Genomic DNA, 14,568 nt, shown 5'->3' with positions numbered 1-14,568 from the left:
AGCGTGCGGGGCCGTGGACCGGTCAGGCCCGGGCCCGGCCGCCGCCGGAGCTGGTGAGGAGGAAGGCCACCAGGGCCGCCCGGTGCCGCACGAGGTAGAAGGGGCCGCCCCGCATGGCGCGCAGGGTGAACCGGCCCGTCGTGCAGGAGCGCCAGCCCTCGGCCCGGCGGGCCGTGACCCCCGTGTCGTGGATGCCCACGAGCGCCGTGACGGGGCACTCCAGCGGCGGGCCGGGCCGGTAGCGGTAGCGCGCGGCGGTCCGCAGGTCGGCGTACACGGTGGCGGCCGGGACCGGCGGCGGCCCGGGGGCCGGGCAGCCGCCGGTCCCCTCGCTCGTGAGGTGGCGCAGGCGGGCGACGGGGTCGTCGTGGTGGCCCTCGTGGATCCGGACGTCCGCCGAGAGGTCCGTCGGTGCGGGGTGGGACGAGACGAACAGCGCCTCCGGACCCGGATCGTGATGCTCGGTCAGGAGCCGGGCGGTCTCGAAGGCGACCGCCGCGCCCATGCCGTGTCCGAAGAGCACCAGCCGGGCTCCTCCCCGCCCCGCCAGCGCCTCCGCCACCGGCCGTGCGAGGTCGTCGACCTGGCCGGGCACCGGCTCGTGGGCGCGGTCGCCGCGCCCCGGGTACTGGACGGCGGTCAGTTCGGCCGTGTCCGGCAGGTGGTTGAGCCAGGGGTCGAAGAACTCCGCCGAGCCGCCCTCGTGGGGGAAGCAGAGCAGCCGCAGTCCGGGGCGGTGCCGGGGTGCCGGCGTGCGCAGCCAGGACGGGGCGCGGCCCGTCCCGCGCGGCGGTGGCGTCAGCCCGTACCTGAGCAAGGGAGGTGGCCTTTCGGAGGAAACGGGGGAGCGGGGGGCCGGGAGCGGGAATCGAGGAACATTCGAGAATTGTTCCGTCGCGATCGTCTCCGGATTTCCCTGTCAAGGTACGTCAATAAATAGCCGTTCGAAAGGGAGCTGCCCGAAGGGGTAGTACCCGCCCCTGGTATGCCCGATCTATCCATGAATATCTGGCTATAGCAGGCGTGTTGAGTTGTCAAAACGCGCCTGATTTTGCCAAAAAGTTATCTGATTGCGATTGCCGATTGGATTTACTTCGGGGGAGTCTTTACGGCAGCGTTAGTGCTTGAATTATTCCTGCAATGCTTCCGGGTATTCGTCCCGGCGTGAGGAGCTGGATTCTTCGTGGACATGGTTCGATGGCCCGATGCCGAGGCGGAGCGGTACCGGGAGGCCGGTTACTGGCAGGGCCGCACGCTGGGCGACTTCCTCGCCGGGCACGCCCGGACGATCGGGGCGGCCACGGCCCTGGTGGCGGACGGCGAGCAGGTCTCGTACGCCGAACTGGACCGCCGCGCCGGCCATCTCGCCGCCGGGCTCGCCGCGCTGGGCATCGCCCCCGGTGACCGGATCGTCGTCCAGCTCCCCAACGGACCCGAGTTCTTCGTCCTCCTCTTCGCCGCGCTCCGGATCGGCGCGGTCCCGGTCCTCGGACTGCCCGCCTACCGTCGCAGCGAGGCCGTCCACCTCTGCGGCCACAGCGGCGCCGTCGCCTACGTGGTCCCCGCCGCCGACCCCGACCCCGCCTCGGACTTCGACTACCTGGCCCTCGCCGAAGAGGTCCGGGAGCAGGTGCCCGGACTGCGCCACGTCCTCGTCGCGGGCGGCGACCCCGGGCCGCACACCGCACTCGCCGACGTCGAGGGGGCGGGCCGCCGCAGCCCGCTCCCGCCCGGCGCCTTCGCGGCGCCCGACCCGCAGGACCCGGCGGTGCTCCTGGTCTCCGGCGGCACCACGGGCCTGCCCAAGCTCATCCCGCGGACCCACGAGGACTACGCCTACAACGTCCGCGCCAGCGCCGAACTGTGCGGCCTGCACCCCGGCACGGTCTACCTCGCGGCGCTGCCCGTCGCCCACAACTTCGCCCTCGCCTGCCCGGGTGCGCTCGGCACCCTGCTGGCCGGCGGGACCGTGGTGCTCGGCGCCTCACCCGACCCCGAGACGGTCTTCCCGCTGATCGAACGCCACCGGGTCACCGTGACGGCCGTGGTGCCCCCGCTCGCCGCCCTGTGGTCGCAGGCGGCCGAGTGGAGCCCGGAGGACCTCGGCAGCCTGGCCCTGTTGCAGGTGGGCGGTGCGCGGCTCGGTCCGGAGACGGCCCGGCGGGTACGGTCCGCCCTCGGGTGCGAGCTCCAGCAGGTCTTCGGCATGGCCGAGGGGCTGCTGTGCATGACCCGGCCCGGCGACGACGCGGAACGAGTCGCCACCACCCAGGGCCGGCCGCTGAGCCCGGACGACGAGATCCGCGTGGTCGATGCCGAGGACCGGGACACCCCCGCCGGCGAGATCGGCGAGCTCCTCACCCGCGGCCCGTACACCCTGCGCGGCTACTACCGGGCCGAGGAGTACAACCGGACCGCGTTCACCGCGGACGGCTTCTACCGCACCGGCGACCTCGTACGCGTGCTGCCCGGCGGGGACGTCGTCGTCGAGGGGCGGCGCAAGGACCTCGTCAACCGGGGCGGCGACAAGGTCTCCTCGGACGAGCTCGAAGGCCACCTGCGCGCCCATCCCGCCGTGCTCGACGCCGCGGTGGTGCCCGTCCCGGACGACTACCTCGGCGAACGCACCTGCGCCTGGATCGTGTTGCGCGAGCGGAGCACCGGTCCGGGCGGACCGGCGGCGGCTGCCGGCGCCTCCCGCGCGGATGAACTGCCTTCGGCGGCCGATGCCTTCGGCCCGGGAGGCCTCGACGCCTTCCTCGACGGGCGCGGGCTCGCCCCGTACAAGAAGCCCGATCTGATCCACGTCGTCGACTCCCTGCCCCTCACCGCCGTGGGAAAGCTCGACAAGCGCCTGCTCGCCCGGCGCGCGGCCGAGGCCGCCTCCGCCCGGAGCTGACCTCCCGCCCCCGGCGGCCCGTTCTGCCTCCGGCAGCCCGTCCCGCCCCCTGGCGCCCCGCTCCCCTCGGCGCCCCGTACCGCCCGGCGGCCCGTTCCGCCCCCGCCGCACCACGAACTCCGCACTCCATGAAGGAGACCCCACGCATGTCCACCACCACCGTGTCGCCCCGGACCGGTCGCATCCCCTTCTCCGGAACCCCGGCCCAGGCCGCGGTGCGGCTGGCCCGCGCCGGCCTGCACGGCGCGGGCGGTGAGTACGTGGTGTACGAGCGGGAGGGCGCCTGGTGGTACGCCGGCGGGGTCCGGGCCCGGCTGGTGGCCGACCGGACCCATGTGACGCTCGACCACGAGGGCACCCGGATCCGCACCCCCTGGCAGGGCGATCCGCTCGAAACCGTGCACCGCATGCTGTCCTCGCTGCCCTACGCCCAGTGGCGCGCCTACGGCTGGGCCGCCTTCGAGCTGTCGTACGCCCTCGCGGGAGAGGCCGCCGGGCTCGGCGAGGAACCGCTGGTGCACCTGGTCGTCCCCCGGACCGAGATCCGGCTGTCGGCGGACGGTGCCGAGATCCGATGTTCCGGCGAGGCCGAGGAGGTCCTCGTACGCGCCCTGCTGGAGGACGCCGGACCCGAGCCGCTCCAGGGGGAGTTCACCCCCCTCCCGGTCGATCTCGGGGGCCCGGCCGAGGCCGCGTACCGCGCGGGCGTCGCGAGTGCGGTCGCCTCGATCCGGGCCGGCGACCTCCAGAAGGTGATCCTGTCCCGGGCCGTCCGGGTGGAGGGCGAACTCGACCTGCCGGCCACCTACCTCACGGGCCGCGCGGTCAACTCGCCCGCACGCTCCTTCCTCCTGGACCTCGGCGGCATCGAGGCGGCGGGATTCAGCCCCGAGACGGTCGTGGAGGTCTCGGCCGACGGCCACGTGTCCACCCAGCCGCTGGCGGGCACCCGGGCGCTCAGCGGAGACCGGGCCGAGGACGCGGCCCGCCGCGCGGAACTGCTCACCGATGCCAAGGAGATCTACGAGCACGCGATATCCGTCCAGGTGGCCTGGGACGAGATGCTGGGGGTCTGCCGCCCGGGCTCGGTGCGGGCCGAGGAGTTCATGTCGGTCAAGGAGCGCGGCAGCGTCCAGCACATCGCCTCCCGGGTCAGCGGCCGGCTCGCCCGCGCGGACCGCGGGCCCTGGCCCGCGCTGGCCGCCGTGTTCCCCGCCGTCACCGCCTCGGGGGTGCCCAAGCGGGCCGCGTACCGGACCATCCGGGAGCTGGAGCCGGGCCCGCGCGGCCTCTACAGCGGCGCCGTGCTCAGCGTGGGCAGCGACGGGTCCCTCGATGCCGCGCTCGTGCTCCGCACGGTCTTCCGGCAGGGCGGCCGCACCTGGCTGCGGGCGGGTGCGGGGATCGTCGAACAGTCGCTTCCGGAACGGGAGTTCGAGGAGACCTGCGAGAAGCTGCGCAGCGTCTCGCGCACCCTCGTCCCGGCGGCCGAGGTGACGGCGGCGGGTGCGGTCGCAGCTTCCGGCGGGGCCGTCGACGGGGCTCGCACGCGACCGTGAAACTTTACAGCGTTGTTCGACATCGGTCCGGCTCGGCGCTACGCTGAACCCGAACGGTAGTGTTCAACTTAAGGAGTCCCGCCGTGCCTTCCGTGCCGTCCCCGTCACCCGTCGCGGCCCCACCGGGCGCGGCAGGCCACCCGCTGCGCTGGCCGATCCTGGCGGTGCTGTGCCTCAGCCTGCTGATCGTGGGGCTCGACGTCACCGTGCTCAACGTCGCCCTGCCCACGCTCGTCGACGAACTCGGCGCCTCCACCAGCGAACTGCAGTGGCTGGTGGACATCTACAGCCTGATGGCGGCCGGCCTGATGCTCTTCGCGGGCAGCCTCGCCGACCGCTTCGGCCGCAAGCCCGTCTTCCTGTCGGGCCTGGTCCTCTTCTCCGGCGCCTCCGCCGTCGCCGCGTTCTCGGACAGCACCGCCCAGCTCATGACCGCCCGCGGAGTGATGGGCGTCGGCGAGGCGCTGATCATGCCCGCGACCCTCTCGATCATCGGCACGGTCTTCACCGACCCCGTCGAGCGGATGAAGGCCATCGGGCTCTGGTCCGCCATGATCGGCGTGGGCCTGGCCATGGGGCCGCTGGTCGGCGGCTGGCTGCTCGGGCAGTTCTGGTGGGGCTCGGTCTTCCTGATCAACGTACCCATCGGAATCATCGCGCTGGCCGCGGCCGTCAAGATGGTGCCGAACTCACGGGCCGCCGTCGCCCGGAGCCTGGACCTGCCCGGCGCACTGCTCTCCGTAGTCGGGGTCGGCACCCTGCTCTGGGCCATCATCGAGGGCCCGGCCGAGGGCTGGACCAGCACGAAGGTGCTGGCCGGCTTCGCCGTCGCGGTGCTGCTGCTGGCCGGATTCATCGTCCGCGAGCGCACCGCGCGGGAGCCCATGCTCCCGCTCGGGATCTTCGCCCACCGGCGGCTGGCCATCGGCAACATCCTGGTCTTCCTGGGCCTGCTGTCGCTGCTCGGAGCGCTGTTCGTACTGGTCCAGTACCTCCAGTTCGTCCTCGGCTACGACGCCGGGGCCACCGGACTGCGGATCGCACCCACCGCGCTGATCATCCTGCTCGCCGCCCCGCTCGCCTCGTTCCTCGGCCAGTACGTGGGCACCCGCTGGCTGGCCGCCGCGGGCCTGGCCTTCGCGGCGGTCTCCCTGCTGATCCTCGCCACCACCGGGGACGGCGACGGCTACGGCCGGGCCCTGGCGGCCATGCTCTTCCTCGGCTTCGGCGCGGGCTTCATCATCGGCCCGACCAGCGACGCCATCGTGGGCTCCCTGCCCGAGGACGACCTGGGCGTCGGCTCCGCCACCAACAGCGCCGCCGTGCAGCTGGGCTCCGCACTCGGGGTCGCCGTACTCGGCAGCCTGCTCGCCGGTACGTACCGGGACGAGCTGGCCGCCAGTCAGGCCGCCGCCGGACTGCCGGAATCCGCGCTGCACGCCGCGGGCGACTCCGTGGGCGCCGCCTTCGCGGTCGCCGGCCAGCTGCCCGCCCAGGCGGGGCAGGCCCTGGCCGAGGCGGCACGGTCGGCGTACGTCTCGGGCATGGCGCCCGCGATGTTCACCGGCGCGGGCGTCGCCATCGCCGGCATCGCCGTCGCCCTGTTCCTCTTCCCCCGGGGCAAGGCGGGCGACACCGAGGTCCCGGCGAAGGCCGAGCGACAGCCCGGACGGACGCCCGCGCAGGCACCGGCCCCCCGCCGCGTCGGAGCCTGACGAGGATCCGCCGGGATGCTCCCGCGTGCCGGGCCGTACACCCCCGTCGGCCCGGCACGCAGGGGGAGAGAGCGACCTGGCGCGCCGCGAAGGAGGTGACATACGCTCCCACCCATGTCCACGCCGTCTCAAAAAGCCCGCCGCGCCCCTGCAGCAGACCGGGAGGAACCCCGCCGCCGCGCGGATGCGGAGCGGAGCATCGCGGCCATCGTCGCCGCCGCGATCGACTGCTTCCGACAGGACCCCAACGTGAGCCTGACCGCCGTCGCCAGTGCGGCCGGGGTCAGCCGGGTCACGCTGTACGCGCACTTCCCGTCCCGCGAGGCCCTGGTCGACGCGGTACTGGACCACTCCGTCGGACAGGCGGACGCCGCCCTCCAGGCCCAGGGGCTCGACGAGGGCCCGGCGGACGAGGCGTTCTCCCGCCTCGTCCGGTCCGGCTGGCGGATCCTGGAGCGCCACGCGTTCCTGCTCGCCGCCTCCGAAGGGGTCATCACGCCGGCCCGCCGCCGTGCGCACCACGAGAAGGTCCTCGCGCGCGTGGAACGGGTCCTGGTCCGCGGCCAGGCGGAGGGCGTGTTCCGTACCGACCTCCCGCTCCCCTGGCTGGTCACCACCTTCTACAGCCTGCTGCACGCGGCGGGCGCCGAGACCGACGCACGGCACCTCAAGGTCAAGGACGTCCCCGACATCCTGGACCGCACCCTCTCGTCCATCCTGCGGACGACCCCGCCCTCCTGACGCTCCGTACGGGGCGTCCCGTACCGAAACCGGAGCGCCCCATGCACCCCAACGAAGCACTCGTCCGCACCTGTCTGGCCGCGATCACCGAGGCCGACGCGGACGGCTGGCTCGCCTGCTACACCGACGACGCCGTCTCCTGGGACGTCCCCCTCGACTCCTTCTGGCGCGGGCGCGCCGGACTGGAGGCGGGCGTGCGCTCCTGGGTGGCCGCGATACCGGACACCCGGATGGAGATCCGCAGCGTCTTCGCGGACGACCGCTCCGGAGCCTGCGAGTGGACCATGTCCGGCACCCTGGAGGGCCCCCTCGACGGGATGCCCCCGCAGCTCGCCGCGCTCGCGAAGGGCAAGTCCTTCTCCATGCAGGGCTCGACCGTCTACCGGTTCTCCGAGGACGGCCGGATCCGGCAGGAGTCCCTCTACTGGGACCTCGCCGGGGTGCTCGGCCAGTTCGGACTGCTGCCTCCGCTGTAGCCGGGGCGGGCGGGGCGCGGTCCCGGCCCGCCACGCCGGACGGCCCCAAGGGTGGTCGTACGAAACCCAGTTCGTCAGCACGGGACGGCGCGCGACGCACGTCCGGGTGGTCCTTGCCCGCGCGGGCGCGATCCGGCCGATCGGGCCCGCGCGGACGGCGAAGGTGGTCTCATGATCATGGATCCCGATGCCCACTCCGAATCCCCCGAACCGTCCGGCACCACGGGCGACGCCGCACCGGCACCCGCCGGCCGGTCCGCCCGCCGCCCCTCCCGCCGGACCGTCATCGCCGGCGCGGCCGCCGTCGCCGCGACCGGCGGGCTGACGGTCGCCGTCACCTCCGCCGAGACCTCGCAGGCCGTCCCCGGCGCCGCGGTCGCCGACTGGGGCACCTGCCTGACGATCGCGCGGGCCATCCTCGTGCGCGACGAGGAGGACCAGCCGCTCGTACCGCGCTACGCCGACATCCTCCTGAAGAACGGCCTGCCCCGCTCGCGCCGCCCCGGGAAGAAGGTGCTGATCGTCGGAGCCGGGCCGGCCGGTCTCACCGCCGCACACCTCCTGCGCGAAGCCGGCCACCGGGTCACCGTCATCGAGGCGAACGGCAACCGGGTGGGCGGCCGGATCAAGACCTTCCGCACCGGCGGCCACGAGAACGCCGCCCAGCCCTTCGCCGACCCGAAGCAGTACGCCGAGGCCGGCGCGATGCGCATCCCCGACAGCCACCCGCTGGTCACCGGCCTGATGGACGGCCTCGGCCTCAAGCGCCGGCGCTTCCACCTGGTCGACGTGGACGCCACCGGCCGCCCCGCGTACCGGACATGGATCCACGTCAACGGCATCCGCGTCCGCCGCGCCGACTACGCGCGCGCCCCGCAGACGCTCAATCGTTCCTTCGGAGTGCCGCAGGCCTACGAGTCCGTGCCCGCCTCGCAGATCGTCCGCGAGGCCTTCGCCCCCGTGCGCAAGGAGATCGAGGGCAAGAAGGACAAGGAACTCGTCGAGGGCTGGGCCCGCGTCATCCAGCGCTACGGCCACATGTCGATGTATCGCTTCCTGACCGAGGAGGCCGAGCTCGACGAGCGGACCATCGACCTGATCGGAACCGTCGAGAACCTCACCTCCCGCCTGCACCTCGCCTTCGTGCACAGCTTCATCGGCGCCTCGCTGATCAGCCCCGACACCGCCTTCTACGAACTGCCCGGCGGCACCGCCACCTTGGCCGACGCCATGTACGCCCGCGTCAAGGACCTCGTACGGCTCGACCGCCGCGCCACCCGCATCACCCACGGCGAGGGCAAGGTCACCGTCGAGACCGTCTCCGAGGGCCGCGGCGGCAGCCCCGTACGCCGCGAGACCTTCACCGCGGACACCGCCATCGTCACGGTCCCCTTCTCCGGGCTGCGCCACATCCCCATCACCCCGGCCCTCTCCTACGGCAAGCGGCGGGCGGTCACCGAGCTGCACTACGACGCCGCCACCAAGGTGCTGCTCGAATTCAGCCGCCGCTGGTGGGAGTTCGACGAGGCCGACTGGAAGCGCGAACTGGAGGCCGTGAAGACCGGCCTCTACCGCAGCTACCAGGTCGCGAAGACCCCGGCGGACGGGGCCCTGCTGGGCGCCCACCCCTCCGTCCCCGACGGCCACATCTCCGACGCCCAGCGCGCCCATTACGCCGCCTGCCGCGTCGTCGCCCGCGACCAGCCCGAAGCGGCCGGCGTCATCGGCGGCGGCTCGGCCACCGACAACCCCAACCGCTTCATGTTCCAGCCCTCGTACCCCGTCGAAGGCAGCGCCGGCGGAGTCGTCCTCGCCTCCTACAGCTGGTCGGACGACGCCCTCAAGTGGGACTCCCTGGACGACGAGGAGCGCTACCCGCGCGCCCTCGCGGGCGTCCAGGAGGTCTTCGGACAGCGCATCGAGGTGTTCTACACCGGCGTGGGCCGCACCCAGTCCTGGATGCGCGACCCGTACGCCTACGGGGAAGCCTCCGTCCTCCTGCCCGGCCAGCACACCGAGCTCTTCCCCCACGTCCGAAAGGCCGAGGGCAACCTCCACTTCGCCGGCTGCCACACCTCCATCAAGCCCGCATGGATCGAAGGCGCCCTCGAATCGGCGGTCCGCACCGCCCTGGAGGTCCACACCGCCTAGCGGCGGCCCGGGCAACGGCAGCGGCGCCGGCGGTCAGCTCTCGGCGAGCACGATCAGCGAGTCCTCCTCGGAGAACCGGATCCGCTGCCGCTTGTCGGGGTTGATCCGTACCCCGTGGCCGGGGCCGGTGGTGCTCTGCGCGCGCAGCCGGTAGCCGACCGCGCATTCCCCCCGCCGCCCCGCCGATTCCACGACCGTGGCGAAGGAGACCTCGTGGCCGGTCCGGACGTAGTCCGTGGCCGGCTTGAGGTGGAACTCGTGGCCCTCCGCCGTGAACAGTTCCTCGAAGACCTCGGCGAGATAGGGGCTTTCCGAGATCTGGGTCATCAGCAGGCTGATCAGCCGGCCGCTCACGATGAAGTCCGAGCCGCCCCGGGCGGGCGCGAGGAGCCGGTTGCCGTCGTCGGACATCTCGGTGGTGAGCGCGAGGTCCCGCTGCGCGGCGTCCCCGATGGCCCGCAGGTGCAGCAAGGTCACCAGCGTCCTGTCGTCCGCCCGTGCCTCCGGCCGCGACTCCGGATCCGTCACGGCCGGGAACGGGGCCGGGTCCGTGTCCCCGGCCTCCGTCTCGCCGATCACGATCACGCCGTCGTACGAGGGCACGTCCAGCTTGGCCAGGGTGAGCGGGTCGGTGACGTCGCCGGTGTGGAGGGAGACGTCGAGGCGGGACCGCGCGGCCGTGACGGCGCGGGCGGCGTGCGTGGCCGCGTACTCGCCGAGCGCCACCACGTCCAGGGTCGTCCCCGGGCTCACGTACTGGTCGAGCTGCTCGATGACGAGCGGGGCGCGGCGGTTCCAGCCGAGCAGGAGGAGGCGTTCGGCCGGGGCGGGCCGGGCTCCGGCCGACACGATCGCACTCTCCTCCACGAGGGAGGCGAGGCGGGCCGGGTCCTCCCGCACGGCCGTGTCGTCGTCCCGGGAGATGACGATGATCCGGTCCGCCGGGCCGATCACCGCCTCCTGGCCGGGATTGAGGGTGACGCTCCCGTCGGCGTGCAGCAGACCGACCGCGCAGGACGTGGCGAAGGACAGCAGGGCCTCGCCGAACGGCCGCCCCGCGAGGCCCCCGGCGGCGACCGGATAGAACTCGTCCCCCTCGAAGTCCAGCAACTCCGAGTAGACGAGGGAGAGTCCGGGCTGCCGGGCCGTCTGGACGAGCAGCCGCGCGACGATGTCGTCGAAGCACAGGACGTGCCCCCCGGGCCCGGCGGCGAGCCCCGCGGTGACGTGGTTGCGGGAGTCGCGGACGGCGGCGACCACCACCGAGTCCCCGACGCCGGACCCGGGCACGGCCGCGTCGAGGGCGAGGAGCGTCTTCACCACGTGGGCGTCACCGCCGTCCCCGGTGGGAGGCAGCACCAGCACCGCCTTCGCGGTGCCCGGACTCACCCGGCACAGCTCCGCCGGGTCGGTGGTGCTGCCGCTGCGGCAGATGATCCGCGTTCTTCCGCTGTCGCCGACGCGGGTGGAGATCTCGCTCTCCATCCACACCTTGTCCTGCGGGGCGAGCACCGCGATGGCGGACCTGCGCTGGTTCGCGTTCGCGGCCACCAGCTCCCCGATCACCGGGAAGACCTGGTCCGACCAGCCCAGTACGACGGTGTGCCCCGTCTCCAGCACGGTGGAATGACCCAGGCGCAGCGCCATGATGCGCCGGTTGATCCCCGTGGTGATCAGACTGACCAGCGTCGACACGAAGAGCAGCGCCACGAGCGCGAGGGACACGGAGGCCAGTACGTAGAGCGGGGAGCCCACGGCGCCCCCGATCTTCAGGGTCTGGCCGACGCTGACCCACACGGCGGTGAGCCGGCCCGACAGCGTGGTCGGAGCGGACCGGTCGGACCAGACCAGGACCATGCTCGCCGGAACGACGACGGCCAGGCAGGCCAGGGCGAGCCAGCCGATGAGCGCGGTCGTCCCGCCCGAGACCAGATGGTCGAAGCGGTACCGGACCCGGAGCCGCAGTGACGTCGTGTGCTGCTGCGTCACACAGGCTCCCGTACATGAGTCGACGCGCCGATCGGGGGCGGCTGCCCGCCGCCGGTAGCCACCCTAGGCAGACGATCGCCCGTGCCCCTCGCGAACCGGACCGGGCTCACTCAGAGGTATGAACGCGCTCAGAGGTATGAACGCGCCGCGGGCGTACTTCCCGTCCGCCGCCCCCGGCCGTCGGCCGGTGCGTGGATCGGGAAGGACGCCCGGTGCCCCGTTCAGGAGACGGGGGAGCGGGAGCCCTTCTCCGTGCAGAGGGCCCAGATGATGAAGATGCCGATGGCGATCGAGATGAGGCCCCAGAGCGGCGTGTAGGGCAGCCACAGGAAGTTGAGGATGATGTCCAGCGCGACGATCACCACGCCCGTGACCCTGGCCCAGTCCGCGCCCTTGAGGATGCCCGCGCCGACGACCACGAGCACGATTCCCAGGACGAGGTGGATCCAGCCCCATGCGGTGACGTCGAACTTGAAGGTGTAGTCACCCACGCTCGCGTAGACGTCGTCGTTCGCGATGCCGACGATTCCCTTCAGGATGCCGATGACGCCTTCCACGAGCATCAGCACGGCGGCGAACACGGTGCCGCTCGCCGCCCACGGGTTCGGCCCGTCGGCGGTGTACCTGCTGTTGGGGGCCCTGCTGGGGGGCGTTGCCTGTGCCACGAGAGGCTCCTTCGTCGGGCGGGACGCCGAGGGTCCTGCGTTGCGCCCAGCGTCCGTGGCGGGGGAGCGATGGGACATTCGAGCGCCGCCATTCGGGTGAATCCGCAGGAGTGGGGGCGGCCCGGTGGCGGCCCCGCATGCGCCGGAAGGCCGGCAGGGCGGGGTGCCCTGCCGGCCTTCCGCGGGGGACGGGGTCAGGGGGTCGTCTTGCCGACCTCCAGGTCGGCCGTCGGGTCCTTGACGGTGCCGCCGGGCGGGCCGGCGGCCGCGCTCGTGTTGTTCGCGGGCTCGGGGTCGCCGGTCAGGGAGTCGACGGTGGCGGTGTTGCGGATGTCGGAGCCGTTCCCCGTGTACTCCGGGTCCAGCTTCACCGTGATCACCCAGGTCATCGAGGCTCCGGGCGCCAGCCGCGGCAGCGCGCCGCAGGTGACGGTCCGCCCCGAGGTGCAGGTGGCGTCGCCGGACACGAAGCTCAGCGCGGTCGGCAGCGTGTCGGAGACCGTGATCTGCTCGGCCTGGGAGGGGCCGTTGTTGGTGACGGTCAGGGCGTAGTCGAAGGTCTCGCCCGGGGCCACGGGGCTGGTCTGGACGGGCTTCTTGGTGATCGCGAGGTCCGCGGCGGGAGCCGTGACGTGCCCGCCGGGCACGGTCGCGGTGCTCTTGTCGTTCCCGCTCGCCGGGTCGATGTTGTCGGCCGTCACCTGGGCGGTGTTCTTCAGGTCGCTGCCGTCTCCGGCGTAGGCGGGATCCACCTTCACGGTGAGCAGGTACTCGACCTTTTCGCCCACCCTGAGCGGGCTGGTGCGCTTGCACGCCACCAGACGACCGGCGACGGTGCATCCGGCCGGGGAGGACGCCACGTACGAGAGGCCCTCGGGAAGGGCGTCGGTGAGCTTGACGTTGAAGGCGTCGGCCGACGGGCCGTTGTTGGTGATCCGGATCCGGTAGTCGAAGGACTCGCCCGGCACCGGAGGCTTGGTGCCGACGGCTTCCTTGACCACTTCCAGGTCCGCGGTCGGCTTGTTGACGGTGCTGCCGGGCAGGCCCGCCGGGCTGCTCGTGTTGTTCTCCGGCTTGGGGTCCTTGGTCCGCGAGGTGGTGGTCGCCGTATTGCGGATGTCGGATCCGTTGCCGGTGTACCCGCTGTCCAGCCGGACGACGAACCGCCAGGTCCGGGCAGCCGAGGGCTCCAGTACGGCCACCGGGCCGCAGCTGACCGTACCGTCGGTGGCCGAGCAGCCGTCGGGGGAGGAGACGAAGGCGAGCTGCGCGGGCAGCTTGTCGGTGACGGTGGTGCCCAGCGCCCGGGACGGGCCGTCGTTGGTCGCGGTCACCACGTACGCGAAGGTCTGCCCGGGTGCGACCGGGGTGGCGTCGGCCGGCCGCTTGGTCGTCCACACGTCGGCCTGCGGGTCGGTGACCCCGCCCGGCGGCAGCACGGCGCGCGAGGTGTTGTCGGCGGGCTCCGGGTCCTTGGACGCGGACGCGGAGGTCGCCGTGTTGCGCAGGTCGCTGCCGTCACCGGAGTAGGCGGCGTCCAGCTTCACCTTGAAGGTCCACACCACCTCGCCGCCGGGGACGAGCCGGGCCAGCGGACCGCAGGTGACGGTCCGTCCGGACGCCGCGCACGGGTCGGCGGAGGACACGAAGTCCAGCCCGACGGGCAGGGCGTCGGTCACCACGACGTTGCGCGCGTCGGAGGGGCCCTTGTTGGTCGTACGGACCTCGTACTCGTACTCCTGGCCCGGCACCGTCGGCCCCGCGCCCAGCGGGGTCTTGACGGTGGCCAGGTCCGACACGGGATCGAACGGCCCGGGAGGCAGCACCGGATCCGGCTTGTTGTTGGCCGGGTCGGGATCGGTGGCCTCGGAGCTGCCCGTGGCGCTGTTGCCGAGGTCGGAACCGTCACCCTGGTACGAGGGACTCAGCCGGGCCTGGAAGCTCCAGCTCTTGGTCTCCCCGGCGGAAAGCTGCGGTTCCGGCCCGCACGTGACGGTCTGGCCGACGGCGGTGCAGCCGTCGGAGGAGCCGACGAAGGAGATCCCGTTGGGGAGCTTGTCCGTCGCGGTGACCTTGCGGGCCACCGACGGGCCCTTGTTCCTCGCGGTCAGCGTGTAGGTGATCAGGTCACCGGGAGCCTTGGCCCGCTGTGCCGTCACCTCGATCCTGGGCCCCCCGCCGGGCAGGGCGGCGGCCCCGGGGACCGGTCCGGCCCACAGGGCCGCGGCGCAGAGCAGCGGAGCCAGGGCCCACACCGCCGGCCGCCGGCCTGGTGTCGTCGTCATCGCGCATCGTTTCCGTTTCGTGCGGGAGAGGACCGTACAGAGAGAGCTGTACGGGAGTTCGGGGGAGGGCGGGCAGGGGCGGGGCGCC

General features: G+C 72.9%; 10 protein-coding genes. 6 read left to right on the top strand and 4 right to left on the bottom strand.

Translation table 11 applies throughout. The features are described from left to right. Positions 1-22: 22 nt before the first annotated feature. On the bottom strand, positions 23-817 hold the full coding sequence (locus OG898_RS02265) for a thioesterase II family protein (RefSeq protein ID WP_250742958.1): 795 nt from the start codon (positions 815-817) through the stop codon (positions 23-25). 372 nt (positions 818-1,189) lie between these two features. On the opposite strand from OG898_RS02265, the gene OG898_RS02260 reads away from it, so the two are divergent. From OG898_RS02260 to OG898_RS02235, 6 genes are all read left to right on the top strand, one after another. After that, on the top strand, positions 1,190-2,899 hold the full coding sequence (locus OG898_RS02260; RefSeq protein WP_266960032.1) for a (2,3-dihydroxybenzoyl)adenylate synthase: 1,710 nt from the start codon (positions 1,190-1,192) through the stop codon (positions 2,897-2,899). A 146-nt stretch (positions 2,900-3,045) separates the two neighbouring features. Continuing rightward, positions 3,046-4,458: a salicylate synthase gene (locus tag OG898_RS02255; RefSeq protein ID WP_266954654.1), complete on the top strand. Its 1,413-nt coding sequence runs from the start codon at positions 3,046-3,048 to the stop codon at positions 4,456-4,458. Positions 4,459-4,541: 83 nt separating this feature from the next. Then, positions 4,542-6,173, top strand: a complete 1,632-nt coding sequence (locus tag OG898_RS02250) for a DHA2 family efflux MFS transporter permease subunit (RefSeq protein ID WP_266954652.1) — start codon at positions 4,542-4,544, stop codon at positions 6,171-6,173. Between the two features lie 114 nt (positions 6,174-6,287). Beyond that, the gene (locus tag OG898_RS02245; RefSeq protein WP_250742955.1) at positions 6,288-6,914 is read left to right on the top strand and encodes a TetR/AcrR family transcriptional regulator; all 627 of its coding nucleotides are present in this window, start codon (positions 6,288-6,290) and stop codon (positions 6,912-6,914) included. 41 nt (positions 6,915-6,955) lie between these two features. Continuing rightward, positions 6,956-7,390, top strand: a complete 435-nt coding sequence (locus OG898_RS02240; RefSeq protein WP_250742954.1) for an ester cyclase — start codon at positions 6,956-6,958, stop codon at positions 7,388-7,390. Between the two features lie 171 nt (positions 7,391-7,561). After that, positions 7,562-9,541 (top strand): NAD(P)/FAD-dependent oxidoreductase, encoded by a 1,980-nt coding sequence (locus tag OG898_RS02235; protein ID WP_250742953.1) that lies wholly within the window; start codon positions 7,562-7,564, stop codon positions 9,539-9,541. A 33-nt stretch (positions 9,542-9,574) separates the two neighbouring features. On the opposite strand, the gene OG898_RS02230 is transcribed toward OG898_RS02235, so the two are convergent. The 3 genes from OG898_RS02230 to OG898_RS02220 all read right to left on the bottom strand — a co-directional run bounded on the left by OG898_RS02230 (position 9,575) and on the right by OG898_RS02220 (position 14,480). Next, positions 9,575-11,530, bottom strand: coding sequence for an NAD-binding lipoprotein (locus OG898_RS02230; RefSeq protein WP_266954648.1), 1,956 nt, complete (start codon positions 11,528-11,530; stop codon positions 9,575-9,577). A gap of 221 nt (positions 11,531-11,751) precedes the next feature. Further along, the gene (locus OG898_RS02225) at positions 11,752-12,195 is read right to left on the bottom strand and encodes a hypothetical protein (RefSeq protein ID WP_250742951.1); all 444 of its coding nucleotides are present in this window, start codon (positions 12,193-12,195) and stop codon (positions 11,752-11,754) included. A gap of 194 nt (positions 12,196-12,389) precedes the next feature. Beyond that, a complete protein-coding gene (locus OG898_RS02220) occupies positions 12,390-14,480 on the bottom strand; it encodes a DUF11 domain-containing protein (RefSeq protein ID WP_266954645.1) in 2,091 nt (696 codons plus the stop codon). Positions 14,481-14,568: the final 88 nt, after the last annotated feature.

The sequence above is a fragment of the Streptomyces sp. NBC_00193 genome (assembly GCF_026342735.1).
In the GTDB taxonomy this organism is placed as follows: Bacteria; Actinomycetota; Actinomycetes; order Streptomycetales; family Streptomycetaceae; genus Streptomyces; species Streptomyces stoeckheimensis.
The sequence above is the reverse complement of the archived record's forward strand: the minus strand, read 5'-3'. Positions and strand labels throughout refer to the sequence as shown.

Bases quoted from the DNA above. Each gene is read 5' to 3' on its own strand.
- OG898_RS02260 (WP_266960032.1), top strand. From the start codon at position 1,190: ATGGTTCGATGGCCCGATGCCGAGGCGGAGCGGTACCGGGAGGCCGGT.
- OG898_RS02255 (WP_266954654.1), top strand. From the start codon at position 3,046: ATGTCCACCACCACCGTGTCGCCCCGGACCGGTCGCATCCCCTTCTCC.
- OG898_RS02245 (WP_250742955.1), top strand. From the start codon at position 6,288: ATGTCCACGCCGTCTCAAAAAGCCCGCCGCGCCCCTGCAGCAGACCGG.
- OG898_RS02240 (WP_250742954.1), top strand. From the start codon at position 6,956: ATGCACCCCAACGAAGCACTCGTCCGCACCTGTCTGGCCGCGATCACC.
- OG898_RS02235 (WP_250742953.1), top strand. From the start codon at position 7,562: ATGATCATGGATCCCGATGCCCACTCCGAATCCCCCGAACCGTCCGGC.
- OG898_RS02220 (WP_266954645.1), bottom strand. From the start codon at position 14,480: ATGACGACGACACCAGGCCGGCGGCCGGCGGTGTGGGCCCTGGCTCCG.